The organism is Erwinia sp. PME.40.26/001, assembly GCF_055556675.1.
The window spans coordinates 231453-257090 of record NZ_JBVHNP010000004.1 but is presented as its reverse complement, the minus strand read 5'-3'; the positions used below and the strand labels follow the sequence as shown (position 1 = coordinate 257090).

The window sequence follows — 25638 nt, the reverse complement described above, 5'->3', positions numbered from 1 at the left end:
AAGCGGGCCATCAGGCCCGCTTTTTTTATGGGGCCGGTTAAGAACGCTGGCGGATCACGCCTTCCTGAACGGTAGATGCGACGAGGACGCCCTGCTGGTTCCAGAACTCACCGCGAACAAAGCCGCGGGCACTGGAGGCAGAGGTGCTTTCTACGCTGTACAGCAGCCATTCATTCAGGTCGAAAGGGCGGTGGAACCACATAGAGTGATCTATTGTGGCTACCTGCATTCCCGGCTCCAGGAAGCCTTTACCGTGCGGCTGCAGCGAGACGGGCAGAAAGTTGAAATCAGAAGCATAACCCAGCAGATACTGATGGATGCGTTTATCCTCTGGCATAGTGCCGTTCGCCCGCAGCCAGGTGTACCGCGCCGGTTCACTGACATGGCCCTTTAACGGGTTATGGAACTCGACAGGGCGGATCTCGAAGGGTTTTTCAGATAAAAACTTATCGCGCGCTTTTTCCGGAAGATAGTGCGCCAGCTGGCGGGCTATGTCCGTCTCATTAGGCAGATTGTCAGGGCCGGGGGCGTCAGGCATGCGCTTTTGATGTTCGAAACCGCTTTCAGGCCCCTGGAAGGAGGCGGTCATGTAAAAAATAGGTTTGCCGTTCTGTACGGCTTTGACGCGGCGGGCACTGAAGCTCTGACCATCACGCAGGTTTTCAACATCATAAATAATGGCTTTCTGACTATCGCCAGGACGCAGAAAGTAGCTGTGGAAGGAGTGAATAATCCGTTCCTGCGGCACCGTCTGTTTTGCCGCATACAGCGCCTGACCGACCACCTGTCCGCCAAAAACCTGACGCAGGCCCAGATCTTCACTTTGACCACGGAACAGACCCTCTTCCAGTGTTTCCAAATCCAGCAGGTTTAACAAATTTTGCAGCGCCTGGCCCATATGCGGTTCCTCAATAATTTTTCCTTTTCCAGTTTGCGAGATCCGACCAGTTAGCGTCAACGTCTGTTTATGCGATCTGTGGAGGCGGGGGTCAAAAGCAGATTATCAGGGGTTCCAGGAAAAAATCAGGAACTTGTGCCAGAATTAAATCTACCCAGGCAGTAGAGAACTGTCTTTTTTGCGGCGAAGTGATGGCCGTAAGCGTTGATCGGAAGGAGAAACTATCAATGAAATACTGGCATGTATTAAGTAGTGCGGCGCTGGCTGTAGCCATTTCAGGCTGTGCTGATAAAAGCAAAGATGTGCCGACGCCAACCCTGGGTTCCCAGGTGAATGGACAGCAGGCGGTGATTAAGCAGCCTAATGTGAGCGGGACGGTATGGATCCGTCAGAAAGTGGCACTGCCACCGGATGCCGTGCTGACCGTAACCCTGTCTGATGCCTCTCTGGCCGATGCACCGTCTAAAGTGCTGTCGCAGCGTGCCGTGCGCACTGAAGGCAAACAGGCCCCGTTCAAATTTACCCTGCCTTTCAACCCGGCAGATGTTCAGCCAAATGCACGTATTCTGTTAAGCGCAGCGGTGACGGTAGACGGCAAAATGCTGTTTATCACCGATACGGTTAAGCAGGTCGTGACGACGGGCGGTACTGAACAGGATCTGACGCTGGTACCGGTGCCGTCAATGGCCATGCCAACGCAGGGCGGGGCAGCGACCACGGTGCCATCAACCTCACCGACGCAGGTCTCACCGTCCTCAGCCGTTCCGGCACCGACGTCTCTGTAATAAAAAACGCCCCGTCAGGGGCGTTTTTTATGGCTGCCAGCGGTAACGTTTAAGATCGATATGACCTTCCACTGATACGACAATCCCTTCACTGAGCAGAGCGTTACGCTGCCTGTTGAGATCGTCCCCCGCCAGAGAGATGCTGCCCTTACGATTGATGACCCGATGCCAGGGCAGTTTGCTGCCTTCTGGCAGACGCTTCAGCACCCCGCCGACCTGTCGGGCCGCGCGAGGGGAGCCTGCCAGCAGGGCGATGTCACCGTAGGTGGCGACGGAACCATAAGGAATAGCGGCCACTATCTGATAGATGCGCTGCCGGAAGCTGTCATGTTCAATTGTCATGGTCGTCCATACCGGGGAAATATGCGGCTAATCGTGCAAGAAACCAACGGTCATCGAGGCGTGGCTTGCAATTGCCAGGGGCATCATTGATAATGCCTGCGCTCTGGTTATCCAGGGCAATCAATGGGGGCCCGGTTGGTTCTCCCGCAATGCTAATTTGTGAACTCGGTCAGATCCGGAAGGAAGCAGCCGTAACAGATGACGCGTGTGCCGGGATGTAGCTGGCAGGGCCCCCACCCAATTCTGCTCTGCCCTCCCACGTTTCTCATCTTCTCTGCATTCAGTTACACATTCATTAGCGCACAAACTTCCATACGGCGACAGGCACTTTGTCATACAGCTTATTCATTGTCAGTTCAGCCAGGCGGTGATCCGCAGCCGAATAGAATACTGCCAGTTCGTCGTCAGATAACTCGTATTTGTTCTTTTCGATTACACGTTCAAGCGTGTCGATTGAACGACAACGTCTGAGGCGCATAAGATAATCAGTTTTCGTTAAAAGTTTGTCTGTCATTATTAAACCGTAGAAAGAGTAATGGGTTGCTAAAAGGAATGGCTGGCGTGTATACGGCCTGTTGCACACTCTTCTGCAAAAATGTTGAACAGCCGCTTTGCTGATTTCTGCCAGCGCTGTAGGTCCTGAACATTAATGCCGTAATTACTAAACAGCATAAAAGTGTCATCAAGGTATTCATCGATCTGACTTATCAGATCACTATCCTCGATGTGCTTAATTTTGTAATTCATCGTGAAGGCTGCAATATGCTCAATCAGGTCATTAAGCTGCAAATTGGCAACAGAAGTGGGATCGTTAACCCAGCCGTGATGGCTATCGCCTAATGTCGCCATACTTTCGTCGTACAGGCTTTCACATAAGAATTTAAGCTGGGCAATATCATGCCTTCTCGGTGAGTATTCGTCCATCTTTTTCCCCTCCATAGCTTGCGAAACGTGCCATATGACCGCACTTTTAAACAGAGTGTGCCAGGAAGTGATAAATACAACTCAACTATGAACATCTATACAAAATATAACTTAATTTAAATTAACCGTTCTACTTCTGACCCAATATTACAATTCGTCTGACATTGAATCACGATCGTTATCAATGAAATCAAACACCAGGGCCTCAGGAAGATAGCTAAAATTGACCGACTGGTGTGTTGTTTCAAATGCGTCTATATCGAGACAGGCATTGAACACGTTCCAGCGGAAGCTGTAGTTAAGTTTATAACGCGATTGTTGCAAATGTTCCAGGGAAATAATTCTGATGCTGTCGGGAACATATCGCGCATTTTGTGAATACCATTCCAGAGAACCCACAAGGTGATCTTCTATTTTGGGAATTATCTGTTGGATCTCATGTGTTAATTCTAGTGGGTCAGGGGACGTTTGACGATATTTTATGGTTATTGTTTTGCGCATTTTTTCCTCACAGAGTTAATTTTTACTAATCAGGCCCCCTGCTTAAGACGCTTAATAACGTCACCTGCTAAAAGTAGTGTAGCCTATCGTGATGATTTGTCTGTCGATTATTTTTACCCGAAATGCGTTTTTGGTCACACACCTAATGACTTGTTGAATTTTATTTATATAAAAATCGGCACCAGACCCGCTACCTCATGAAATACCTGGATACATTTTTGCTTTACCGTTAACGAGCGTTTTACGATACTTTAATTGTTATGTTATAACGTATTAAATGGTTTCATCATGAACACCTCTCCCTTTTTTTTACGCTTCGGTACGCTACTGACCTGCCCGGCATGGGTGCGCGTAGGGCTGACTGCCATTCTGGTGATACTGCTGGTCATGCTCACAGTGTGGGCGGCGAACTGATGATCCAGTTAAACCAACTGGTGGTCGGCTACCAGCATCATGCGGTTACCCCTCCGCTTTCCGGGGAATTTACCCGGGGCAGCATGACGGCTTTAGTGGGCGCTAACGGCTGCGGTAAGTCGACATTGCTGAAAACGCTGTGCGGGATGTTGCCTGCCGTTGGGGGCACCTTTACTTACTCCCTTCCGCGCCCGGCGGTGGCCTGGCTGCCGCAGCACTCTGAGATTGAGAAAAGCTTTCCACTCACGGTATTTGACCTGGTCGCTATGGGATTCTGGCGGCGCTGTGGCTGGCTGCGCGGCATCTCAAAGCGGCAGAGAAAAGAGGCGCTGGTGGCGCTGGAGCGCGTCAACATGCTGCCGTATGCCGATGCCGCTCCCGGCACGCTGTCGGGCGGACAGCTACAGCGCGTGTTATTTGCGCGTCTGCTTATACAGGATGCCGAACTGCTGCTGCTGGATGAACCCTTCACCGGCGTGGACAGCGATACCACCGCGCTGCTGCTGGCCCTGCTGGCAGAGCGTCATCGGGCGGGATGCACCTTAATTGTGGTTCTGCATGATATGGCAACGGTGGCCCAGCATTTCCCACAAATATTACGCCTGAAGGAGCAGCACAGTGAATGGTCGTGCCGCGACTGCGGTGTGACCGGGCTAAATTTCGGGCGCAGTGCCGGGGGCGGGGTATGATGCTGATACACCCTTTTATTGAGTTTGGTTTTATGCGCCGCGCGCTGATCGCCTGTGTGGCGTTGTCGCTCAGTGCCACGCCGCTGGGGGTCTTTCTTCTGCTGCGTCGCATGAGTCTGGTCGGCGATGCGTTATCGCATGCAGTGCTGCCCGGTGCCGCCATTGGCTATCTGCTTTCCGGACTCTCACTGGTGGCGATGGGCATTGGCGGGGCGATTGCCGGGTTGACGGTTGCCCTGCTGTCGGGCGCGGTAAGCCGCTATACGCCCCTGCGTGAAGATGCCAGTTTTGCGGGTTTCTATCTCGGTTCGCTGGCACTGGGGGTCACCCTGGTCTCATTACGCGGTTCCAGCGTGGATCTGCTGCACGTTCTGTTTGGATCGCTGCTGGCGGTCGATATCCCCTCTATTGTGCTGGTCAGTGCCATCAGCAGCCTGTCTTTACTGGTTTTCGCCTTTATCTACCGACCGCTGGTCATTGATGCCTTTGACCCGACTTTTTTACGTGCCCAGAACCGCTGGACCTCCCCGCTGGTGCACGGCATTTTTCTCGTGCTGGTCGTAGTGAATCTGGTCGCCGGGTTTCAGGTTCTCGGCACGCTGATGAGCGTCGGGCTGATGATGCTGCCGGCAGCCAGCGCACGTTTCTGGAGCCGCCATCTTTCCGGCACGCTGGCGGCGGCGATGATCCTGGCGACCACTGCCAGCATCAGCGGCCTATGTGCTTCCTTTTATCTCTCATTACCTGCCGGGCCGGCGGTGGTGCTCAGTGCTGCAATTTTATTTTTTATTTCTATTTTAATCGGGCCTTGCGGCGGCATTTTTGCCGGACGCAAAACATTGTCTATGGCAAAGGAGTCAAAATGAAAAAATTACCTGTAGCGCTGGCACTGTCAGCATTGCTGGCTACCCCGATGGTGATGGCGAAGACCGTGGAAGCGGTAGCCAGCTTTACGGTGCTGGCTGACATCGTAAAGAATGTCGGCGGTGAGCATGTGGAGGTGAAAAGTCTGGTCGGGCCAAATGGCGATCCGCACAGCTTTGAACCTACGCCGAAAGACAGCCAGGCGCTGGCCCATGCTGATGTTGTTTTCGTCAGCGGACTGGGTATGGAAGGGTGGATGGACCGCCTGATTTCGGCATCCGGTTATCAGGGGCAGACGGTTGTGGCTTCCAGCGGCATTAATACCCGCACCATGGAAGAAGACGGTAAGACCATTACCGACCCCCATGCCTGGAACAGCATGCAGAACGGCGTGACTTATGCCACGAACGTAATGAACGCGCTAATCGCGGCCGATCCGCAGGATGCGGACTACTTCCGCCAGCACGGCGGTGCGTATATTCAACAGCTGAAGCAGCTGGATAGCTGGGCGCAGAAGGCATTCAGCGTTATCCCGGTGGAAAAACGTAAAGTGCTGACCAGTCATGATGCCTTTGGCTACTTCGGTCAGCGCTACGGTGTGAAATTCCTTTCCCCGGTCGGTTTTTCAACCGAATCTGAGGCCAGTGCCTCAGACGTCGCGGCACTGATCACCCAGTTAAAACATGAGAAAATCCATGCGTACTTTATTGAAAACCAGACGGATCCGCGGCTGGTTCAGCAAATCGCTGCTTCCGGTGGCGCCACCTCCGGAGGGGAACTGTATCCGGAAGCATTAACGGCGCGCGGGGGGGCCGCTGACAGCTATATCAACGCCTTCAAACACAATGTGAATGCGATGGTCAGCAGTATGAAGTAACGACGTTTTACTGACAGCCCCCGGCATAGATAGGGGGCTGGCAATCAGAAGGTGCGGTGGTAGTTCACCAGCGGAAGAACCGGTACGGCGGCATTGGCGGCGATATTGATCACCCCAATCTGCAGGCCTTCAAGATGCTGAGTGGCATTAATCAGACCAAACTGAAAGGAAGTGGTATCGGCATAGTTGAAAGCACCAATATCGGTACCGCTTTCCCCGGTGGAAACATTTACCGCACCGAAGTTAAGCCCGTTAACATGGTGAGAGACGTTGACGACCCCCAGATTGGCCCCTTCCACATCGCTGGCAATATTGACCGCGCCCAGATTCATCCCCGTGACATTATGCGTCATGCTGACCAGGCCAATGTTAGCCCCTGTGATATCACCAGAATAATTAAACGGCGCCAGATTGGCTCCGGTGACCTTGCCAGCAACGTTGACGAGGCCAAGGTTAAAGCCGGTGATATCGCCCTCACTCCAGTTACCCAACGCACCGATATTCACGCCGTTTACGTTGCCAGAGTGGTTCAGCACGCTGACATTGACCCCCGCTGTATCCTGCTGGGTCCAGTTAAAAGGGGCCACATTGACACCATTTACCTGTCCGGTGGTGTAATTAGCGATAGCGCCCACATTCACCCCGTTCACGTTCCCCGTGGCGGCGATCGCCCCCAGGTTAACCCCGGTAACGCTCTTCGCCTCACTGTAAATCCCGACGTTTGCTCCGTACAGATCGCCGACCCGGTTGATCACGCCGAGGTTAAAACCCTGGTCCTCACCGCCGTGCCAGTTAAACAGGCTGATAGCAGCACCATTGATGCCATAACGAATATGAGATCCCGCGATCGCGCCAAGCTGGAGGCCGTTGAGCTGGTCGAGTTGGTCGTAACCGAGAACAGGCAGGTCCAAACCGCTGACCGTGCCCGTATCGCTATAAAACAGCGTACCGTGAAAGCCATTTACTTCGGTGTCTTTCGGCAGGTTGCTGTACGCCGAAAGCTGGATGGGCGTGGCATGGCCTGCAACAGAATAGATCGCGCACGTGCATAATAGAGCCAATGTTGAACGTTTCATTTGATATCCCTATTAAATTTTTAACCGTAACATCACGAATGTCTGATTCTTTATTTGCTTTTTTAAGCTACTGATTTTGATGTTTTTTTATTGACTTAATGTGCCGGTAGCCGCCACGAAGGAAGGGTTGGGGTAATATGGCTTTCAATAACTCTCTGGAAGTCATCATGATTTTTTAAAACCAGCAAGATGCGCAGTGAAAAAATGGAAAAAAAAGGGATAGCTTGCGCTATCCCTTTTACAGTCACCGCCAGCGGCGGCGATCAGCGTTTTTTCCCCCCCGTCCCCTGCACGGCTTTAAAGCGGGGGTTGCTTTTACAAATAACAAAGACGCGGCCATGGCGGCGAACGATCTTGCAGTCTTTATGGCGTTTTTTAGCCGAAGCCAGTGAGCTTAATACCTGCATGATGACTCCTTATTTTTTCATCGCGCCAAGAAAACCGCCGAAACGCTGGCTGAAGCGTGCGGCGCTGCCTTCTTTAGCAAATTCTTTCTGTTTACCGGTGTAATAAACATGTGAGGCAGAAGAGACGTCCAGCAGGACATACGGCATCTGTTTACCTTCATGTTCAATCGTACGGTCAGTTTTGATGGTGGAACCCACCACAAAGTAAGCATCAGCCGTGGTGTCATGGAAAACCACCTGGCGGTAGGCAGGATGAATGCCCTGTTTCATTATCGACCTCAAATGTAATGTTATACTATAACAATAGTATGCGCCGCTGATTTTCAAATTGCAACTGCAGAAGGGGCAGGGGGAAGGCAGATAAACAAAAAAAAGGCCACCCGGAGGTGGCCTTTTAATCACATCAACTCAGCGTTGATCAGTGATGATGGGTATCAACAGGATGGCTGTGTTCCAGCTCCTCTTTGTTCTTACTGAAGCGGCGGCGTACCACCACAAAGAACACAGGAACAAAGAAGATAGCCAGTACGGTTGCCGTCACCATACCGCCCATGACGCCAGTACCGACGGCGTTCTGAGCGCCGGAGCCCGCACCACTACTGATTGCCAGCGGCAGAACACCGAGGATAAAGGCCAGAGAGGTCATCAGAATCGGACGTAAACGCATACGTACCGCATCCAGGGTGGCCTCAACCAGTCCTTTGCCTTCTTTTTCCATCAGGTCTTTAGCGAACTCGACGATCAGGATGGCGTTCTTCGCCGACAACCCTATGGTTGTCAACAGCCCCACGACGAAGTAAACGTCATTGCTCAGTCCGCGAAGGGTGGTGAAGATCAGCGCCCCGACCACACCCAATGGAACCACCAGCATAACCGAGAACGGAATCGACCAGCTCTCGTACAGCGCAGCCAGACACAGGAACACGACAATCAGCGAGATGGCATACAGTGCCGGGGCCTGATTACCAGACAAACGTTCCTGGTATGACATCCCCGTCCAGTCATAGCCAATACCGGTTGGCAGCTTCGAGGCCAGATCCTGCATCAGATCCATCGCTTCACCGGAGCTTTTACCCGGAGCCGGTTGTCCTAACAGCTCCATTGACGGCAGGCCGTTATAACGTTCCAGACGTGGCGAACCGTACACCCAGTTGGCAGATGCGAAGGCATCAAAGGAGACCATCTCGCCGCTGGAAGAGCGCACATACCAGTTACCGATATCGCCAGGCAGCATACGATAAGGTGCATCACCCATCACGTACACTTTCTTCACGCGGCCACGGTCAATGAAGTCATTGACGTAGGAGCCGCCCCAGGCCGCTGCCAGCGTGGTGTTGATATCAGACAGCGATACCCCCAGCGCCTGTGCTTTTTCCTGATCGATGTTCAGTTTAAACTGAGGGGTATCTTCCAGACCGTTAGGGCGAACACCGACCAGCACGTCCGGATGTTGGGCAATCATACCCAGCAGCTGGTTACGCGCGGCAGTCAGTTGTTCATGGCCAAGGCCACCCTGATCGATCAGCTGGAAGTCGAAGCCGGTAGCCTGACCCAGTTCAACAATCGCTGGCAGGTTGAACGGGATCACCATCGCATCTTTAATCGCTGACAGTGCCCCCATTGCCCGTCCGGCAATCGCTGGAACCTTATTATCCGCACCCGGACGTTCATCCCACGGCTTCAGGCTGACGAAGGCAAGACCGGTGTTCTGACCACGACCCGCAAAGCCAAAGCCGTTAACCGTAAACACGGAGTTCACAGTGGCTTTTTCTTTAGTGAGATAGTAATCCGTCACCTCATCCAGCACCTTCTGAGTACGTTCCTGAGTGGCACCGGCAGGAAGCTGGGCCATAGTCAGGAACACACCCTGATCTTCTTCCGGCAGGAAGGAGGTCGGCAGGCGCAGGAACAGGAAGGCCATTCCCACGACAATCAGCAGGTAAATCACCAGGTAACGACCGGTACTGCGTACAATGTGACCTACGCTGTCGGTGTAGTGATTGGTGCTTTTGTCAAACAGGCGGTTGAACCAGCCAAAGAAACCGGTTGTTTTACCGTGATCGCCTTTCGCAATCGGTTTCAGCATCGTGGCACACAGTGCCGGGGTCAGGATCAGCGCAACCACCACCGACAGCACCATTGCAGATACAATGGTAATCGAGAACTGACGGTAGATAACGCCGGTTGAACCCCCGAAGAAGGCCATCGGGATAAATACTGCCGACAGGACCAGAGCAATCCCCACCAGGGCGCCCTGAATCTGATCCATCGATTTACGGGTGGCTTCCTTCGGCGGCAGGCCCTCTTCGGCCATCACACGCTCGACGTTTTCTACCACCACGATGGCGTCATCCACCAGCAGGCCGATGGCAAGCACCATCCCGAACATCGTCAGCGTGTTTATCGAATACCCGAAGGCGCTGATAATGGCAAAGGTCCCCAGCAACACCACCGGAACGGCGATCGTGGGGATCAGCGTTGCGCGGAAGTTTTGCAGGAACAGATACATGACCAGGAACACCAGCACGATGGCTTCTACCAGCGTTTTTACCACTTCGTTAATAGAAATTTTAACGAACGGCGTGGTGTCGTACGGGTAAACCACTTTCATCCCGGAAGGGAAGAACGGTTCCAGCTTGGTCAATTCGGCTTTTACTGCGGCCGCCGTGTCCAGCGCGTTAGCACCGGTGGCGAGTTTGATCCCCAGCCCGGAAGCCGGCTGACCATTATAGCGTGCAATGATCTCGTAGTTTTCCCCACCCAGCTCAATGTGTGCCACGTCGCTCAGACGAACGCGCGAACCGTCGCTGTTAACCTTCAGCAGGATCTTGCCGAACTCTTCAGCCGAGGTCAGACGCGTCTGCGCAATGATGGAGGCGTTAAGCTGCTGGCCCTGCACCGGAGGTGAACCACCGAGCTGACCCGCTGCAACCTGGGCGTTCTGGGTATTAATGGCGCTAATAACATCAACAGGCGTCAGCGCGTAGTTGTTAAGCTTATGAGGATCCATCCAGATACGCATAGCGTACTGCGCACCGAACAGCTGGGTATCACCAACGCCGGATACTCGACTGATAGGGTCTTTAATATTCGACCCGACATAGTCAGAGAGATCGTTCTGCGTCATGGTGCCGTTGTCATTGATGAAGCCGGCGACCATCAGGAAGCTACTGGAGGATTTTTGAACTTTAATCCCCTGTTGTTGCACTTCCTGAGGCAGCAGCGGCATCGCCAGTTGCAGTTTGTTCTGCACCTGCACCTGGGCGATGTCAGCATCCGTACCCGACTCAAATGTCAGGGTCAGCTGCAGCGTCCCGGAAGAGTCGCTGCTTGAACCCATATACATCAGGCCGTCGATGCCGTTCATATTTTGTTCGATAACCTGCGTGACGGAGTCCTGCAGCGTTTTCGCATCAGCACCTGGGTAGGTTGCTGTGATCTCAATGGCCGTTGGAGCAACGTTAGGATATTGCTCGATCGGCAGTTTAAGAATCGACAGCGCACCCGCCAACATAATAATGATGGCGATTACCCAGGCAAAGATGGGGCGATCGATAAAAAACTTAGCCATGTCTCAGTGGCTCCTGTTAAGACTTCGGTTGTTCAGACTTCGCCTGAGACTCGGTACCTGCCTTGGCGCTGTCATCGCTGACTTCCTGAGGCGTTACCGCTGCGCCAGGTTTCACGCGTTGCAGACCGGTCACAATCACACGGTCGCCATCTTTAAGACCTTCCGTTACCAGCCACTTATCACCGAATGCCTGATCGGCCTTCAGCGTACGGACTTCAACCTTGTTATCCGCACCCACGACCATGGCGGTTGCCTGACCGGTTGGAGTACGGGTAATACCCTGCTGAGGAACCAGCAGTGCATTCGGGTTGGTACCTTCATCCAGACGGGCACGCACGAACATGCCTGGCAGCAGGCTGTGATCCGGGTTAGGGAACACGGCACGCAGCGTGATGGAACCTGTGGTTTCATCCACAGTGACATCAGAGAATTCTAATGTTCCGCTCTGTGCGTATTCGCTACCATTCTGCATCAGGAGTTTCACTTCCGCTTTGCCGTCAGTCTGCTGAAGCTTGCCGGAGTTGAGCTCATTGCGCAGGCGCATGAAGTCTTCGCTGGACTGAGTGACATCCACGTAGATAGGGTCCAGCTGTTGTACGGTTGCCAGCGCTGTGGTTTGCCCGCTGGCGACCAGTGCACCTTCTGTCACCGAGGATTTACCAATGCGACCGCTGATAGGCGAGGTCACGCGGGTATAGGCGAGGTTGATGCGTGCGGTTTCTACTGAAGCCTGAGCAACCTGAACGGCGGCAGCAGTCTGCCCCTGGGTCGCCATGGCTGTGTCATAGTCCTGCTGGCTGATGTATTTGGTGCCCAGCAGCGGCTTGTAGCGTTTTACGGTTAAGGCTGCGATTTGCGCATTGGCCTGCGCCTGCGCCAGATCGCCTTTCGCGCTGTTATAGGATGCCTGATAGGTCGCCGGGTCGATCTGATATAAGGATTCGCCCGCCTTGATATCACTTCCTTCAACAAAATTGCGTTTCAGAATAATGCCTGAGACCTGTGGGCGAACTTCAGCAATTCGGAACGATGAGGTGCGACCTGGCAGGTCGGTAGTAATTTTAAGTGGGGCGCTTTTCAACGTTTTGATGCCCACTTCAGGTGCCTGTTGCTGTCCGGCCTGCTGCGAATCTTTGTTATCACATCCCGCTAGCACTAAGCTTCCTGAAAGCATCAGAACGGCCGCCAGAGGCGTTAACCCTCTGTTTTTGTTCATAAATAAACCTCGAGTGTCCGATATCGATTGTTCAATGGATCACAAACCCATAAACCCATTGCTGCGTTTAAATTATGGTCGTGCTATGGTACATACATTCGGAAATGTATGTAAGTCTAACCCTTTGTAAATAACACCCTCATGGCACGAAATACCAAACAACAGGCGCAGGAAACGCGCAATCACATCATCGATGCAGCTATCGAGCGTTTTTCTGAATATGGCGTTTCTAAAACGTCACTGGCTGATATTGCCTCAAGTGCTGGCGTGACGCGGGGTGCAATCTACTGGCATTTCAAAAATAAAACCGATTTACTCAATGAAATTTGGGCGCAGTCCGAATCCGGAATGGCGGACCTGGAGCTTGAGTATCAATCAAAATATCCTTCTGATCCACTTTCTGTGATGCGTGCTATGGTGCTGTATGTCCTTGACGCGACAGCCAGGGACCCAAGAAGACGTGCACTTATGGAAATTATTTACCACAAATGTGAGTTTGTTGGTGAAATGACCACCCTACAGCTGATGCAACAAAATCTCTATCTCGAATGTTACGAAAAGATAGAAGAAGTGCTGGCTCAGTGCATTGATGCAAAACAACTCCCCGAAAATCTGGACACCCGACGCGCGGCTATTGTGATGCGCGGCTATATCAGTGGCATCATGGAAAACTGGTTATTTATGCCAGAAAGCTTTGATCTGGCCGCCGATGCGCCACAGCTGGTGGCGACTCTGCTTGATATGCTGGCTTTCTGCCCGACGCTGCGTAAACCGGGTTAACGTCTCCCTGAGGACGGTGCCACCACTTTTTTTTCGAAATCCCGCTGCACAATCGCCAGTGCCGCCAGCACAGTTTCTGGCGCAATCTGATGTTCTTCCAGCAGCATAATTAAGTCAACGGCAAGCTTCACTTCTTCCGGCGCGGTTTCCAGCGACATAAACGCTCCTGTTCTGTTCCACCACGCGACGCGCAGTCAGATTCGTAAAATTTTGATTACTGCGATCATTACCAGCGCACCCGCCAGGGCGATCAGCAGGGCGCGGGGATCAAGCGTGGACAGCGTACCGTAATTGATATAGGTACTGATATAGCCACCCGTCAGCGCACCCACCGCTGCCAGTACCAGTGTTGGCATTAGTCCGCCGGGGCGGCCGGGAAGGAAATAGCGGGAGACAAAGCCCACCAGCAAACCGATAACCAGCCATGAGATCAGACCCATCGCATTGCTCCAGTCAAAAAGGGTGAGATGAGTATAGCCCTTTCACCCGGCATAAGGGCAGCACCGCTAGCCGTGACGCTCACGATTTTCAATGCCGCGCTCAATACGTTTAAGCGCCTGCAGACAGCGCTGTAACCGGCCTTCAAGCGCTGCGATTTCTCTCTGCAACTGCTGCTGCTGAGCCAGGGTCTCCTGCGCTGACAGCAGGCTCTCACGGTCGCCAATCATCGCGCGTAAGCGCCTTTCGAAATCCTGATGTTCAGCCAGTTTTTCGTACAAATTTTCTTTCACCGGTACGGTACGGGGTTCGTTATTGCGCAGCTTTTGCGTCGCCAGCTCGCGCTGCAGCGCACTCATCTGCAACACCACGCGTTCGGCCATCCACGCCACGCTCTCGGTTCGATTATCCTTCACGCTTTGCTTAAGCTGCTCAAATGTCTGACGCACCTCCAGCAGGTAATCACCGAGCCGGGTGGTATGGCAATGGAACAGCTGTCTGTCGAAGCGTGCCTGTGCGGTTCGCTTGTTGGCATGGGGCTCCACAGCCTGCGCAAGTTGTTCCAGCTGGATATCGAGTTGTTGCAGTAAACCTGCGCTTTTCATCTTGTTCTCCCGGGCAGAAATGCGCGCTATGATACCCTGATTCTGAGGCATTTTACCGGGCGAGCCATGCAACGTTACATACTTATTGTTTTAGGCTGGGTTGCTGTGGTGCTGGCCACGCTGGGCGTGGTGCTGCCGCTGCTGCCCACGACGCCCTTTCTGCTGCTGGCAGCCTGGTGTTTTGCCCGTTCGTCGCCGCGCTTTCACCACTGGCTGCTGTACCGCTCCGTCTTCGGACGCTATCTGCGTCACTGGCAGCAGCACCGGGCAATGCCACCGGGGGCGAAGGGCAGGGCGATCCTGTTTATCCTTGTGACGTTTGCCTTTTCGCTGTGGATGGTCAAGATCCTCTGGGTTCGCCTGCTGCTGCTGGTCATCCTCGCCTGCCTGCTGGTCTTTATGATCCGTCTGCCGGTGGTTGATGAGGGGCAAGAAAAGCCGTGATTTTGCTAAACGCGGTTGCAATTGTCCGGCGCTTTGCATAGATTTGGTCGTTTTCGTGCGCGGCTTCCCCTCAACGTCAGAATTTCACCCGGCAATATGGCCGTTGCGTGAAATGAAGCTGCGCGAGTCAGATTTGTATTTACCAGGCGTAACATTATGACCGCGACTGCGCAGCAGCTTGAATTGATTAAAAACAGTATCAAAAGCATCCCGGATTACCCTAAGCCGGGCATTCTCTTTCGTGATGTCACCAGCCTGCTGGAAGACCCGACGGCGTTTGCACTGAGCATTGAACTGTTGGTTGAACGCTATCGTGACGCTGGCATCACCAAAGTGGTGGGCACCGAAGCGCGGGGGTTCCTGTTCGGCGCACCCGTGGCGCTTGGGCTGGGTGTGGGGTTTGTGCCGGTACGCAAACCGGGCAAGCTGCCGCGTAAAACCTTTGCGGAAACCTACGAGCTCGAGTACGGCACCGATACGCTGGAACTGCACTGTGATGCGATTCAGCCCGGCGATGTGGTGCTGGTGATCGACGACCTGCTGGCCACCGGGGGAACCATTGAGGCCACGGTAAAACTGATCCGCCGTGCGGGTGGCAGCGTGAAGCATGCCGCTTTCATTATCAACCTGTTCGACCTGACGGGGGAATCCCGTCTGAAAGCGCTGGGTATTGAAAGCTACAGCCTGGTGAATTTCCCCGGTCACTAGTGTTTAGCGGGGCCGGCCTCTACGGCCGGCCCCGCTATGATTACGTTTCTTTTCTTCCCTCCCTCCCTTTCAGCCTGCCGGCAAAACATGCGCGTTTCTGCGCAGAGGCACAATTCGCCGCGACCTGCAGCCTCTCTGCTTTACAATACGACGGCAATCAACATTACGCCTGGAAGACCCACGCTGTCAGGGAAGCGCGAGATGAGAAAAATCGTTACCACTTTGCTGTTTGTGTCCCCCCTGGTCGGGGCGGCGGAATCTGGCCCGGCGGTGGAACCGGCCTCCCAGCACTACTATCATGCCGACACCATCAGCTGGCAGCCGAAGGCGATGTCCGGCCTGCATACTGTGACGCTCGGCTACGCGCAGAGCCATATCAAACACTTCAAAAATATGAAGGGGATCAACGCCCGTTACCGCTATGAAATCCCCGAACTCCCTCTCAGCGCCATGGTGTCGTTTAGCGCGATGAATGCCAGAGGAAGTCAGCCTGAAGGCGAGGGGGGCGGGATCAAAAATCATCGGGTACGTTATTACTCGCTGATGGTGGGCCCGGCCTACCGCGTAACCTCCTGGGCCAGCCTGTATCTGCTGGGCGGCGCAGGCTGGGAGAGCAGTAGCAATGTGACCACCTACGATACGCCACCGGGCGGGCAGACCGGCCGTTACAAAATTTTTGATGCGCGTTTTGCCTGGGGAACGGGCGTCCAGTTTAACTTGATTGATAATCTGGCGCTGGATGTGGGTTACCAGGCCGGACACGTACAGAAAACGTCCAGCAACGGTTTCAGCCTGGGTATTGGCTACCGGTTCTAATCCTTCCCCCCTGTGCATCGTTTATCGGGGCGGCTGGCCCGCCCCCTCTCATCCGACGCTAGCCTGCCCATATGGCTTTTTTTTTGTCCGTTGCTGCCCGCCAGCCGTGTGATAAAGTCACAGGAATAAGACGGGGAAGCCGATAAACTGTTATAGTTGCCCGGTCTGGTTTATCACAACCTTAATGCAATTATTCCAATCGATGATGAAGTCTTAATGAGCTATCAGGTACTGGCCCGCAAGTGGCGTCCACAAGCATTTACTGATGTTGTTGGTCAGCAACATGTTCTGACCGCGCTGGCTAACGGTTTGTCCCTTGGCCGTATCCATCACGCCTATCTGTTTTCCGGCACCCGCGGCGTCGGAAAAACCACCATTGCCCGACTGCTGGCAAAGGGGCTGAACTGTGAAACCGGTATTACCGCCACCCCCTGCGGGCAGTGCGATAACTGCCGGGAAATCGAGCAGGGTCGCTTTGTTGATCTGATTGAAATCGATGCGGCTTCGCGAACCAAAGTGGAAGATACCCGCGATCTGCTGGATAACGTGCAGTACGCCCCGGCACGCGGTCGCTTCAAGGTTTACCTGATCGATGAAGTGCATATGCTCTCGCGTCACAGCTTTAACGCGCTGTTAAAAACGCTGGAAGAACCCCCGGAGCACGTCAAATTCCTGCTTGCCACCACCGACCCGCAAAAGCTGCCGGTGACGATTTTATCGCGCTGCCTGCAGTTCCATCTGAAAGCGCTGGATCAGGAACAGATCCGCGGCCAGCTTGAACATGTCTTACAGGCGGAACAGATCAGTGCGGAGAACCGTGCTCTGCAGCTGCTGGCTCGTGCTGCCGACGGCAGTATGCGTGATGCCCTGAGCCTGGCTGACCAGGCAATCGCCATGGGGCAGGGGCAGGTCACCACCGCTACCGTCAATGACATGCTGGGTACGCTGGATGATGAACAGCCGCTGGCGCTGATTGAAGCGCTGGTTCACGCCGAGGGCGCGCAGGTGATGGCCCTGCTCAGTCAGGCCGCTTCACGCGGCGTGGAGTGGGAAGCGCTGCTGGTGGAAATGCTGACGCTGCTGCACCGTGTGGCGATGATCCAGCTGCTGCCTTCGGCACTGGGTGACGATATGGCCGCTATCGAGCAGCGGCTGCGCGAACTGGCGCGGGTGTTACCGCCTGCTGACGTTCAGCTCTATTATCAGACGCTGCTGGTGGGGCGGAAAGAGCTGCCGCTGGCACCGGACCGCCGCATGGGCGTGGAAATGACGCTGCTGCGTGCGCTGGCATTTCATCCGAAAGCCGTTATTGCCGATCCGGTTGCGCGCCCGACCATGACCTTACAGGCACCGGCAGAGGCTGCCGCGCCTGCACAGCAAAGCACAGTGGAAGCGCATACCGCGTCTTCACCGCCGCCGGTACAGCCGTCACCTCCACCTCAGGGATTACCTGATACCACCAGCCAGCTCCTCCAGGCGCGCACACAGCTGCTACGCCATCAGGGGGCGAATAAGCCAAAAAAGACTGAGCCGGCAGCGCAGGGTGCGCGGCCGGCGAGTTCGGCCCTGGAGCGGCTTGCAGCGGTTACCGAACGCGGGCAGCAACGCCTGCAACAGGCCGCAGCCGAAGCCGTTCCGGTAAAGGAAGAGGCGTATCGCTGGAAAGCGCAAAACCCTGCGGAAGTGAAGATCGCGCCGGTGGCTACGCCGAAAGCGTTACGCACGGCGCTGGAGCATGAAAAAAACCCGGAGCTGATGGTCAAGCTGGTGGCCGAGTCGCAGGCGCGCGATCCCTGGGCGGCTGAAATCGCTGCGTTGACGATGCCGAAACTGGTGCAGCAACTGGCGCTGAATGCCTGGAAGGAGCAGACCGCGAACGGTATTTGTCTGCACCTGCGCACCAGCCAGCGCCATCTGAACTCGCCTTCGGCGCAAAAAGCGCTGAGTGAGGCCTTGAATGCGGCTGCCGGGCACCCCATTGAATTAACCGTGGTGGAAGATGATAATCCTGCGGTGCTGACGCCGCTGGAATGGCGGCAAAAAATCTATGAAGAGAAACTGGCGCAGGCGCGTCAGTCTATTATCACAGATACTCATATTCAGACGCTGCGTCGGTTTTTCGATGCCGACGTGGACGAAGAAAGTATCCGACCTGTTTAACCCGCCGCATCGTCGTTACGCTGATGTGGCCTGAGCTGAAGAGAGAGAACATATGTTTGGTAAAGCCGGATTGGGCAACCTGATGAAACAGGCCCAGCAAATGCAAGATAAAATGGCCCAGGTGCAGGAAGAGATTGCTGCCATGGAAGTGACCGGTGAATCCGGCGCAGGCCTGGTGAAAGTGACCATCAACGGAGCACATAACTGCCGTCGCGTGGAAGTGGACCCCAGCCTGTTGGAAGATGACAAAGACATGCTGGAAGACCTGGTGGCTGCAGCCTTCAATGATGCTGCCCGTCGCGTTGCTGAAACGCAGAAAGAGAAAATGGCTGCGGTATCCAGCGGCATGCAGCTGCCACCTGGCTTCAAGATGCCCTTCTGATGCAAACCAGCCCGCTCCTTGAAGCATTAATGGAGTCGCTGCGTTGCCTGCCGGGCGTTGGGCCGAAGTCGGCGCAGCGCATGGCATTCCAGCTGTTACAGCGTGACCGCAGCGGCGGTATGCGCCTGGCGCAGGCGCTGACGCGGGCGATGTCGGAAATCGGTCACTGCTCTGATTGCCGTACCTTTACCGAGCAGGAAATCTGTACCATCTGCGCCAATCCACGGCGTCGGGAAAATGGTCTGATCTGCGTGGTGGAAAGCCCGGCAGATATCCATGCCATCGAACAGACCGGGCAGTTTGCCGGACGTTACTTTGTGCTGATGGGGCATCTGTCACCGCTGGATGGTATCGGGCCGAACGACATCGGCCTTGATCGTCTGGAGCAGCGTCTGGAAAAAGAGACGATTGTGGAAGTGATCCTCGCCACCAATCCCACGGTGGAAGGTGAGGCGACTGCCAACTACATTGCCAGCCTGTGTGAACAGTATGGCGTGGAAGCCAGCCGCATTGCGCACGGTGTTCCCGTGGGCGGTGAGCTGGAAATGGTGGATGGCACCACGCTGTCACACTCCCTGGCCGGGCGTCAAAAGTTTAAATTCTGAACGATCAACGGCACGAGTCCTTCGTGCCGTCTTGAAATCCTTTTTACCACCCCCATTTAATACCTCAACGTTCATCATCTGTTTTTAGTTGAGGTAGCAATGACCATGAAAGGACAAGAGACCCGTGGCTTCCAGTCAGAGGTAAAACAGCTTCTGCACCTGATGATCCACTCACTCTATTCAAATAAAGAAATCTTCCTGCGTGAGCTGATCTCCAACGCCTCAGATGCTGCTGATAAGCTGCGCTTCCGTGCGTTATCCACGCCGGATCTTTATGAAGGCGACGGCGATCTGCGCGTCCGGGTGTCCGTCGATAAGGAAAAGCGTACCCTGACCCTGAGTGATAACGGCATCGGGATGCGTCGTGAAGAAGTCATTGAAAACCTGGGGACCATTGCCAAATCCGGGACAAAATCTTTCCTGGAATCTCTCGGTTCCGACCAGGCAAAAGACAGCCAGCTGATTGGCCAGTTCGGCGTGGGCTTCTACTCGGCGTTTATCGTGGCGGATAAAGTGTCAGTCCGCACCCGTGCTGCAGGCGCTGCGGCATCCGAAGGGGTGTTCTGGGAGTCTGCCGGTGAAGGTGAATACACCATTGCCGATATTGAAAAAGCAGACCGTGGCACCGAAATTACCCTGCATCTGCGCGAAGGTGAAGATGAATTCCTCGATGCCTGGCGCGTGCGCAGCATCATCAGTAAGTACTCCGACCATATTGCACTGCCGGTAGAGATCGAAACCCATAACGAAGAAGACAACACCACCACATGGGAAAAGATCAACAAAGCCCAGGCGCTGTGGACGCGTAACAAGTCTGACATCAGTGAAGACGAATACAAAGAGTTCTACAAGCACGTTGCCCATGACTTCACCGATCCGCTGACGTGGAGCCACAACCGGGTGGAAGGCAAGCAGGAGTACACCAGTCTGCTGTACATCCCGGCGCAGGCTCCGTGGGATATGTGGAACCGTGACCATAAGCACGGCCTGAAGCTGTACGTACAGCGCGTGTTCATCATGGACGACGCGGAGCAGTTCATGCCGAACTATCTGCGTTTCGTAAAAGGCCTGATCGACTCCAACGACCTGCCGCTGAACGTTTCGCGTGAGATCCTGCAGGACAGCCGCATTACCCAGAGCCTGCGCGGAGCGCTGACTAAGCGTTCCCTGCAGATGCTGGAAAAAGTGGCGAAGGATGACGAAGCAAAATATCAGTCATTCTGGCAGCAGTTTGGCCTGGTCCTGAAAGAAGGTCCGGCAGAAGACAGCAGCAACGCGGAAACCATTGCAAAACTGCTGCGTTTCGCCAGCACCAGCAGCGAAGGCCCGGCGCAAACCGTGTCGCTGGAAGACTATGTCAGCCGCATGGTAGAAGGCCAGGAGAAGATTTACTACATCACGGCCGACAGCTATGCCGCCGCGAAAAGCAGTCCGCACCTGGAGCTGTTCCGTAAGAAAGGTATCGAGGTTCTGCTGCTCTCCGACCGCATCGACGAATGGATGATGAGCTACCTGACCGAATTCGATGGCAAGAGTTTCCAGTCCGTCAGTAAAGCCGATGAGGCATTAAGCAAACTGGCTGATGAGGAAACCGAAGAGCAGAAAGAAGCAGAAAAAGCGCTGGAGCCGTTCGTCGGACGGGTGAAAACGCTGCTGGGTGAGCGCGTCAAGGAAGTGCGTCTGACGCACCGTCTGACCGATACGCCGGCGATCGTCACCACCGAAGCGAACGAGATGACTACCCAGATGGCGAAGCTTTTCGCCGCTGCCGGTCAGGACGTGCCGGAAGTCAAATACCTGTTTGAACTTAACCCGGATCACCCGCTGGTGAAACGCGCCGCTGACACTGAGGACGAAGGTCGCTTTGCCGAGTGGATCGAGTTGCTGCTGGAGCAGGCGCTGCTGGCGGAGAAAGGGTCGCTGGACGATCCGAATCAGTTTATCCGCCGTATGAACCAGCTGCTGCTGGGTTAACCACGCCGGGCGGACCCTCTGTTCAGGTCCGCCCAGCTTGCCGTCACCGGGCAGGGGCGTCCGCAATACAGGTCGCCCGCCTGGTATTACCCCACCATCGCTGCCTCTTCTAACAGCCAACGTCTGAAAAGCTCAATCTCCGTTTCCTCCTGACGCGCCGCTTTGACCATCATCCACGTTGCGCGATCCACTTCAGCAAACCCCAGTGGGGCAATCAGCGATCCCTCGCGGATCTCTTTTTTCACCAGAATCTGCGGCGTCATTATAATTCCCATCCCGTTACGCGCCGCCTGAATGGCCAGTGTCAGATTGTCAAAATGCCGGCCCGCCCAAAAGTCTCCCTTTGCCCCAGTTTTTTTCGCCCATTCTGCCCAGGCATGCAGCTTGGTGTCGGCATGTAACAGCGGCAGGGAGGAAAAATCCGTTTCATAGGTAAAGCGGTTGCTGAACGCCGGCGCACAGACCGGGCCGATATAGTCAACGGTAATCAGTGTAGCGGCAATATCCTCCTGCACTGACTGCTCATGGCTGACAATCAGCACGTCCGTCTGCTCACTGCGCACGCGCTCTATATCGACATGGGTCTGAAAGGTGAGGGCAATATGGCCGTGGCGTTCAGTGAAGCGGCTGATACGTGGGATCAGCCACTGTGCCAGAAAGCTGGGGGCACAGGAGACGCTCAGGCTGTGCAGGTTGCGCGCACGGATTTTTTCACAGGTCACTTCAATCTCGCGAAAGGTCTGCATACAGCACTCTTTCAGGCGTTCACCGTCCGGGGTGAGCTGTACGCGGCCATTAACGCGCAAAAACAGCGGTTTACCCAGCCACTCTTCTAACTGCTTGATTTGATGACTGACAGCGCTGTGCGTTACGTTCAGCGACTGTGCTGCCAGGCTGAAACTCTGATGCAGCGCTGCCTGATGAAAATAACGCAGTGCCCGCAGGGAAGGAAGGCCAGACATAATCATACCTTGTTAGAAAATCTAACAATGAGTGTCTGTTTTTATCATTTTCAAGTCCAGCACAATTTCCCTACTCTGGCTGCCAGGTCGGGGTGCTGTCCTGTCAGCCACCAGCAAACACCCCCTTCTGGTTTGTTCCGTGATACAGCCGTATTTTCCCCTTGTCAGCCGACGATTACATTCAACATCTATGCGAAGGAAAGGAAAATGACCCATCAGCATTCTGCAAAAACCCAGCTCGTTATGTTTACCGGTGGCCGTGACAGTACCCTGGCAGCCTGTTATCTGATGTTACAGGGAATCCCTGTGCACCTGTGGTCGGGTAACAGTGGTTGTTCACTGCATCGCGGTATTTTATCGCACCGTGTCGATGAGCTGAAAAGCCGGTTTGGTGACCTTGTGGTTGCCCACACTATTGCCGACATCAGCGGCGCTTTCCGCTCGATTGCGATTGAACATCTGGAAGATGACATTCTTAAATATCGCAAAAATCTGGTACTGCTGGGGGAGAAGCTGGCGATCCACGCCCATCTGGTGGATTTCTGCCACCGCAACGACATCAATACCATCAACGACGGGATCACCCATTATCAGATGGAGTTCCCGGAACAGCGCCAGGTGGCCAAGACGTTCCTGATGGAGATGATGGCCCGTTACGACATCAATTATCAGTCACCGATTTATGAGTTCGCCCAGTCGGCGGACGACGTGAAGTACCGCCTGCTGCAGTTGGGGATCTCCACCAAGTCTCTGGAGGGTATCAGCATCTTTGCCGACAGCTTCTCCACGCCAAATGACGAGGTGATCCTCGCCTATCTGCAGGATAAAGCCCCGCTGGCGCACAACATCGTGCGTTTCCTGTCAGGTGAAACCCTGATGACGCCCGTGCTGAACGCCAGCGCTGCGGCCTGAATCTGACTGTCAGAGGTGGCGTAACCCGTGGATTACGCCACCCGGAGCCTGCGATGAAAATAATCGTTAAATGTGCCGCCATTATTATTTACCAGCGTTCCCTGCTGCTGACCCGCAAGCGGGGCACCGGCATTTTTATTTCCCCCGGTGGTAAGCCGCTGGCCGGAGAAGATCACCTGAGCTGCCTGAAGCGTGAACTGCAGGAAGAGCTGGGCGTGCAGATTAAAAGTTTCCGGCCGTTTGGCCTGTTTCACGGCAAGGCTGAATTCGAAGCCATGGCCATTGAAAATCACGTCTACCACGTAGACATTGCCGGTCAGCCCCGCGCGGGCAGCGAAATAGAAGAAATTGCGTGGGTGAACTACCGCAAACCCCCTTGTGAAATCGCGGTCGGGTCGATCTTCCGCGATAACGTTATGCCACTGCTTTTCCAGCAAGAGTTGATCAACTAATGGACGCATCCTCACTTTCCCCCCAGCTACAACAGATTCATGGCGATCGGTTTTATAAGCGAGTCGCTATGCTGAAAGATGAACTCCGGGAAGAGCTGACCCGTATTTACCGACTGGAAGAGTACGATCTGTTTTTCGTCCAGTCAGTCCGCGTCGGTCTGGTGATCCTGTCACACCTGTTCCATAAGCAGGAGACCACGCTCTGCCTGGCAAAACACGCGCACTATCAGCCTATTACTGAGCTTTTCAGTCCGCCGTCCTCCCATTTTACCGGGCCAGGCAGCGTGCCGATCATTACTCACGTGAATCCCTATACCGGGGAAGTGAACAGCCTGAAAGACAGCAAAGGCAAAGGGGTGGTGGATGCCTCCCACAGCTTTGCGACCAACCGCCATAGCGAACTGACAGCCGATAGCTCGATCTTCGTCGCGCCCCTGCACAAGCATGCCTCACTGACCATCGGACTGGCGGTCATTGCTCTGCGTCCGGAGGATTTCAGCACCCTGATGCGCAGCGAGCTGCGACTGTTTGAAGAGTCAACGTCATCGGCCAAACCGCTGCTGGAAGCTCTGGATAACGTGCGTAGCACCGGCTGGCAGCCCTATAACGTGGCAAAGGTCGGGACGGTCGCGCTGAAGGACGTGGGCGGCCTGGACTTTACTTCCATCAGCGCCCCAGGCTTACCCTTTAGCTGTTTTCCCGTGCCGGCCCTTAGCGAGGGAGTACAGCAGCAGGTAAAAGCGGCAGGGGCCAGCTATTTTCCGCAGGCTAAAACCCTGCGGATCTCCTGCTGGGCGCGGGGAGACGGCAGTAAACCGGTGGATATGACGCAGCAGGTTGAACGGGCGCTTTGCGCGCTGTGGGAGGCGAAATGAAAAGCACCTTGAGCATAAATGGCAACGTAATTGGCCTGCTGGGCGGCGTGATCCTCAGTACGGATTCCGTTTTCATCCGCATGATGGGCATTGAAAACTCCTGGCTGATCGTCGTACTGCGCGGTCTCTGCATGTGGGGCGTCTGTATGCTGATGTGGGCGTTCTGGCGGCAGAGCCGCAGCACCCTCGGCACGCCCTGGCTGACCAAAGACAATGTTCTGTCGGCGCTGTTTTTTTGTATCGCGTCGGCCTGCTTCGTTAACGCACTGAACCGGGGCAACGTTGCTACGGTATTGGTGATCATCTCGTCAACGCCGTTTATTTCTGCGCTGATCGGCCGTTTGTTCTTCAAAGTGGCGATCGATCGCAGCGTGATGCTGGCCTCGCTGGCGGGGATCGCGGGCGTGGTGATTGTGATGTCGGGGCGCGGTCTCGGTCACAGCGGTATCGCCAATGTTTATGCGTTGGGCACGGCGGTATCGATGGCACTGGCGTTTAGCTTTACCTCCCGCGTCAGCGGCGGCACGGCCGGATTGCCCTCCCTGGGGGCGGTGCTGGCATCGGTGTTAATCCTGCTCTGGCCCGACGCCAACATGGCCGATAGTCTGAAAGTGTTATCCGCCGCGCAATATGGCTGGGTGATCGCTGAAGGGGCGCTGATTATGCCGCTGGCCATGGGGTTAATCACGTTATCCACGCGTTTTGTCTCGCCGGCCAACGCCGGGCTGTTTTTGCTGCTTGAAACGGCGCTTGCGCCGCTGTGGATGTATCTGTTTATGGACGAAGTGCCTACAATTCATGCAGTTATTGGTGGGGCGATTATCATCATTGCGGTGCTTTCTCAGTCTCTTTACGCCCGTCGCCAGGGGGCGCTGCAACGCTATGCGGATGCAGGTTAACCGTGCCCTTCCTTGTGGATAGCGGGCCAAAATGGTATGTTCTTGCGCTCAGATAAAGTGAT

Annotated in this window: 31 protein-coding genes, 1 other RNA gene and 1 other annotated feature; of the genes, 18 read left to right on the top strand and 14 right to left on the bottom strand. The window is 54.6% G+C overall.

The features are described from left to right. Positions 1-37 precede the first annotated feature (37 nt). Entirely contained in the window at positions 38-898 is an 861-nt protein-coding gene (gene tesB, locus ACZ3HG_RS14180; protein ID WP_191933626.1) for an acyl-CoA thioesterase II, read from the bottom strand. Between the two features lie 227 nt (positions 899-1125). Between tesB and ACZ3HG_RS14175 the strand changes: the two genes are divergently transcribed. Continuing rightward, positions 1126-1683, top strand: a complete 558-nt coding sequence (locus tag ACZ3HG_RS14175) for a YbaY family lipoprotein (RefSeq protein WP_191933625.1) — start codon at positions 1126-1128, stop codon at positions 1681-1683. 27 nt (positions 1684-1710) lie between these two features. Here ACZ3HG_RS14175 and ACZ3HG_RS14170 read toward each other — a convergent pair whose 3' ends face one another. Then, entirely contained in the window at positions 1711-2025 is a 315-nt protein-coding gene (locus ACZ3HG_RS14170; RefSeq protein ID WP_191933624.1) for an MGMT family protein, read from the bottom strand. 133 nt (positions 2026-2158) lie between these two features. Here ACZ3HG_RS14170 and ffs point away from each other — a divergent pair. Then, an RNA gene (gene ffs, locus ACZ3HG_RS14165) (signal recognition particle sRNA small type) lies at positions 2159-2255 on the top strand. 65 nt (positions 2256-2320) lie between these two features. Here the strand turns inward: ffs and ACZ3HG_RS14160 are convergent. The 3 genes from ACZ3HG_RS14160 to ACZ3HG_RS14150 all read right to left on the bottom strand — a co-directional run bounded on the left by ACZ3HG_RS14160 (position 2321) and on the right by ACZ3HG_RS14150 (position 3450). Continuing rightward, positions 2321-2539 carry an HHA domain-containing protein gene (locus tag ACZ3HG_RS14160; protein WP_004156337.1) on the bottom strand — a complete coding sequence of 73 codons (219 nt, stop codon included), beginning with the start codon at positions 2537-2539 and terminating at the stop codon, positions 2321-2323. 29 nt (positions 2540-2568) lie between these two features. Then, positions 2569-2949 carry an Hha toxicity modulator TomB gene (gene tomB / locus ACZ3HG_RS14155; protein ID WP_191933623.1) on the bottom strand — a complete coding sequence of 127 codons (381 nt, stop codon included), beginning with the start codon at positions 2947-2949 and terminating at the stop codon, positions 2569-2571. A 147-nt stretch (positions 2950-3096) separates the two neighbouring features. Next, positions 3097-3450: a hypothetical protein gene (locus ACZ3HG_RS14150; protein ID WP_465333096.1), complete on the bottom strand. Its 354-nt coding sequence runs from the start codon at positions 3448-3450 to the stop codon at positions 3097-3099. A gap of 288 nt (positions 3451-3738) precedes the next feature. Here ACZ3HG_RS14150 and ACZ3HG_RS14145 point away from each other — a divergent pair, with 288 nt between their 5' ends. Genes ACZ3HG_RS14145 through ACZ3HG_RS14130 form a run of 4 tightly spaced genes read left to right on the top strand, consistent with a single transcriptional unit; the run spans position 3739 to position 6294 of the window. Continuing rightward, positions 3739-3864, top strand: a complete 126-nt coding sequence (locus tag ACZ3HG_RS14145) for a hypothetical protein (protein ID WP_274604285.1) — start codon at positions 3739-3741, stop codon at positions 3862-3864. Continuing rightward, positions 3864-4553, top strand: a complete 690-nt coding sequence (locus ACZ3HG_RS14140) for a metal ABC transporter ATP-binding protein (protein WP_465333094.1) — start codon at positions 3864-3866, stop codon at positions 4551-4553. The genes ACZ3HG_RS14145 and ACZ3HG_RS14140 overlap by 1 nt, the downstream gene beginning before the upstream one ends. Further along, positions 4550-5419, top strand: a complete 870-nt coding sequence (locus ACZ3HG_RS14135; protein ID WP_191933620.1) for a metal ABC transporter permease — start codon at positions 4550-4552, stop codon at positions 5417-5419. The genes ACZ3HG_RS14140 and ACZ3HG_RS14135 overlap by 4 nt, the downstream gene beginning before the upstream one ends. Continuing rightward, positions 5416-6294, top strand: coding sequence for a metal ABC transporter substrate-binding protein (locus ACZ3HG_RS14130; RefSeq protein ID WP_465333091.1), 879 nt, complete (start codon positions 5416-5418; stop codon positions 6292-6294). Before ACZ3HG_RS14135 ends, ACZ3HG_RS14130 begins: the two co-directional genes overlap by 4 nt. A 44-nt stretch (positions 6295-6338) precedes the next feature. Here the strand turns inward: ACZ3HG_RS14130 and ACZ3HG_RS14125 are convergent, their stop codons facing one another. The 5 genes from ACZ3HG_RS14125 to ACZ3HG_RS14105 all read right to left on the bottom strand — a co-directional run bounded on the left by ACZ3HG_RS14125 (position 6339) and on the right by ACZ3HG_RS14105 (position 12564). Further along, the gene (locus ACZ3HG_RS14125; RefSeq protein WP_191933618.1) at positions 6339-7370 is read right to left on the bottom strand and encodes a hypothetical protein; all 1032 of its coding nucleotides are present in this window, start codon (positions 7368-7370) and stop codon (positions 6339-6341) included. A gap of 263 nt (positions 7371-7633) precedes the next feature. Further along, positions 7634-7777: a type B 50S ribosomal protein L36 gene (ykgO, locus tag ACZ3HG_RS14120; protein ID WP_062745007.1), complete on the bottom strand. Its 144-nt coding sequence runs from the start codon at positions 7775-7777 to the stop codon at positions 7634-7636. A gap of 9 nt (positions 7778-7786) precedes the next feature. Beyond that, positions 7787-8047: a type B 50S ribosomal protein L31 gene (locus ACZ3HG_RS14115; RefSeq protein WP_062745010.1), complete on the bottom strand. Its 261-nt coding sequence runs from the start codon at positions 8045-8047 to the stop codon at positions 7787-7789. Between the two features lie 148 nt (positions 8048-8195). Then, positions 8196-11348 (bottom strand): multidrug efflux RND transporter permease subunit AcrB, encoded by a 3153-nt coding sequence (gene acrB, locus ACZ3HG_RS14110; protein ID WP_191933617.1) that lies wholly within the window; start codon positions 11346-11348, stop codon positions 8196-8198. Between the two features lie 16 nt (positions 11349-11364). After that, positions 11365-12564: an efflux RND transporter periplasmic adaptor subunit gene (locus ACZ3HG_RS14105; RefSeq protein ID WP_191936915.1), complete on the bottom strand. Its 1200-nt coding sequence runs from the start codon at positions 12562-12564 to the stop codon at positions 11365-11367. 141 nt (positions 12565-12705) lie between these two features. Between ACZ3HG_RS14105 and acrR the strand changes: the two genes are divergently transcribed. Then, entirely contained in the window at positions 12706-13344 is a 639-nt protein-coding gene (acrR, locus tag ACZ3HG_RS14100; protein WP_191933615.1) for a multidrug efflux transporter transcriptional repressor AcrR, read from the top strand. On the opposite strand, the gene rsmS is transcribed toward acrR, so the two are convergent. The 3 genes from rsmS to priC all read right to left on the bottom strand — a co-directional run bounded on the left by rsmS (position 13341) and on the right by priC (position 14387). After that, the gene (rsmS, locus tag ACZ3HG_RS14095; RefSeq protein WP_191933614.1) at positions 13341-13502 is read right to left on the bottom strand and encodes a pleiotropic regulatory protein RsmS; all 162 of its coding nucleotides are present in this window, start codon (positions 13500-13502) and stop codon (positions 13341-13343) included. The genes acrR and rsmS overlap by 4 nt on opposite strands. A gap of 36 nt (positions 13503-13538) precedes the next feature. Beyond that, positions 13539-13784 carry a GlsB/YeaQ/YmgE family stress response membrane protein gene (locus tag ACZ3HG_RS14090; protein WP_465333088.1) on the bottom strand — a complete coding sequence of 82 codons (246 nt, stop codon included), beginning with the start codon at positions 13782-13784 and terminating at the stop codon, positions 13539-13541. A 66-nt stretch (positions 13785-13850) separates the two neighbouring features. Next, a complete protein-coding gene (priC, locus tag ACZ3HG_RS14085; protein ID WP_191933612.1) occupies positions 13851-14387 on the bottom strand; it encodes a primosomal replication protein PriC in 537 nt (178 codons plus the stop codon). A gap of 66 nt (positions 14388-14453) precedes the next feature. Here priC and ACZ3HG_RS14080 point away from each other — a divergent pair, with 66 nt between their 5' ends. From ACZ3HG_RS14080 to htpG, 7 genes are all read left to right on the top strand, one after another. Then, entirely contained in the window at positions 14454-14831 is a 378-nt protein-coding gene (locus tag ACZ3HG_RS14080; RefSeq protein WP_191933611.1) for a DUF454 family protein, read from the top strand. A gap of 156 nt (positions 14832-14987) precedes the next feature. After that, positions 14988-15539 (top strand): adenine phosphoribosyltransferase, encoded by a 552-nt coding sequence (gene apt, locus ACZ3HG_RS14075; RefSeq protein ID WP_191936913.1) that lies wholly within the window; start codon positions 14988-14990, stop codon positions 15537-15539. A gap of 201 nt (positions 15540-15740) precedes the next feature. Further along, positions 15741-16355 carry an Ail/Lom family outer membrane beta-barrel protein gene (locus tag ACZ3HG_RS14070; RefSeq protein ID WP_191936912.1) on the top strand — a complete coding sequence of 205 codons (615 nt, stop codon included), beginning with the start codon at positions 15741-15743 and terminating at the stop codon, positions 16353-16355. Positions 16356-16571: 216 nt separating this feature from the next. Next, positions 16572-18515 (top strand): DNA polymerase III subunit gamma/tau, encoded by a 1944-nt coding sequence (gene dnaX, locus ACZ3HG_RS14065; protein WP_191933608.1) that lies wholly within the window; start codon positions 16572-16574, stop codon positions 18513-18515. Then, positions 17854-17915 (top strand) — a sequence feature (DnaX frameshifting element). It overlaps the preceding gene by 62 nt. Before the next feature lie 52 nt (positions 18516-18567). After that, positions 18568-18897 carry a YbaB/EbfC family nucleoid-associated protein gene (locus tag ACZ3HG_RS14060; protein ID WP_017799391.1) on the top strand — a complete coding sequence of 110 codons (330 nt, stop codon included), beginning with the start codon at positions 18568-18570 and terminating at the stop codon, positions 18895-18897. Then, entirely contained in the window at positions 18897-19502 is a 606-nt protein-coding gene (gene recR, locus ACZ3HG_RS14055) for a recombination mediator RecR (protein WP_465333085.1), read from the top strand. The genes ACZ3HG_RS14060 and recR overlap by 1 nt, the downstream gene beginning before the upstream one ends. Positions 19503-19601: 99 nt before the next feature. Further along, positions 19602-21476: a molecular chaperone HtpG gene (gene htpG / locus ACZ3HG_RS14050; protein ID WP_191936911.1), complete on the top strand. Its 1875-nt coding sequence runs from the start codon at positions 19602-19604 to the stop codon at positions 21474-21476. 86 nt (positions 21477-21562) lie between these two features. Here the strand turns inward: htpG and ACZ3HG_RS14045 are convergent, their stop codons facing one another. Further along, the gene (locus ACZ3HG_RS14045; RefSeq protein WP_191936910.1) at positions 21563-22438 is read right to left on the bottom strand and encodes a LysR substrate-binding domain-containing protein; all 876 of its coding nucleotides are present in this window, start codon (positions 22436-22438) and stop codon (positions 21563-21565) included. A 207-nt stretch (positions 22439-22645) separates the two neighbouring features. Here ACZ3HG_RS14045 and ACZ3HG_RS14040 point away from each other — a divergent pair, with 207 nt between their 5' ends. The 4 genes from ACZ3HG_RS14040 to ACZ3HG_RS14025 are packed head-to-tail and all read left to right on the top strand — an operon-like array spanning position 22646 to position 25576. Then, entirely contained in the window at positions 22646-23350 is a 705-nt protein-coding gene (locus tag ACZ3HG_RS14040) for a hypothetical protein (RefSeq protein ID WP_191933602.1), read from the top strand. Positions 23351-23403: 53 nt separating this feature from the next. Beyond that, positions 23404-23802: an NUDIX hydrolase gene (locus ACZ3HG_RS14035; protein ID WP_191933601.1), complete on the top strand. Its 399-nt coding sequence runs from the start codon at positions 23404-23406 to the stop codon at positions 23800-23802. After that, entirely contained in the window at positions 23802-24677 is an 876-nt protein-coding gene (locus ACZ3HG_RS14030) for a DUF6024 family protein (protein ID WP_465333082.1), read from the top strand. The genes ACZ3HG_RS14035 and ACZ3HG_RS14030 overlap by 1 nt, the downstream gene beginning before the upstream one ends. Continuing rightward, a complete protein-coding gene (locus tag ACZ3HG_RS14025) occupies positions 24674-25576 on the top strand; it encodes a DMT family transporter (RefSeq protein WP_191933599.1) in 903 nt (300 codons plus the stop codon). Before ACZ3HG_RS14030 ends, ACZ3HG_RS14025 begins: the two co-directional genes overlap by 4 nt. The last annotated feature ends 62 nt before the right edge of the window (positions 25577-25638 follow it).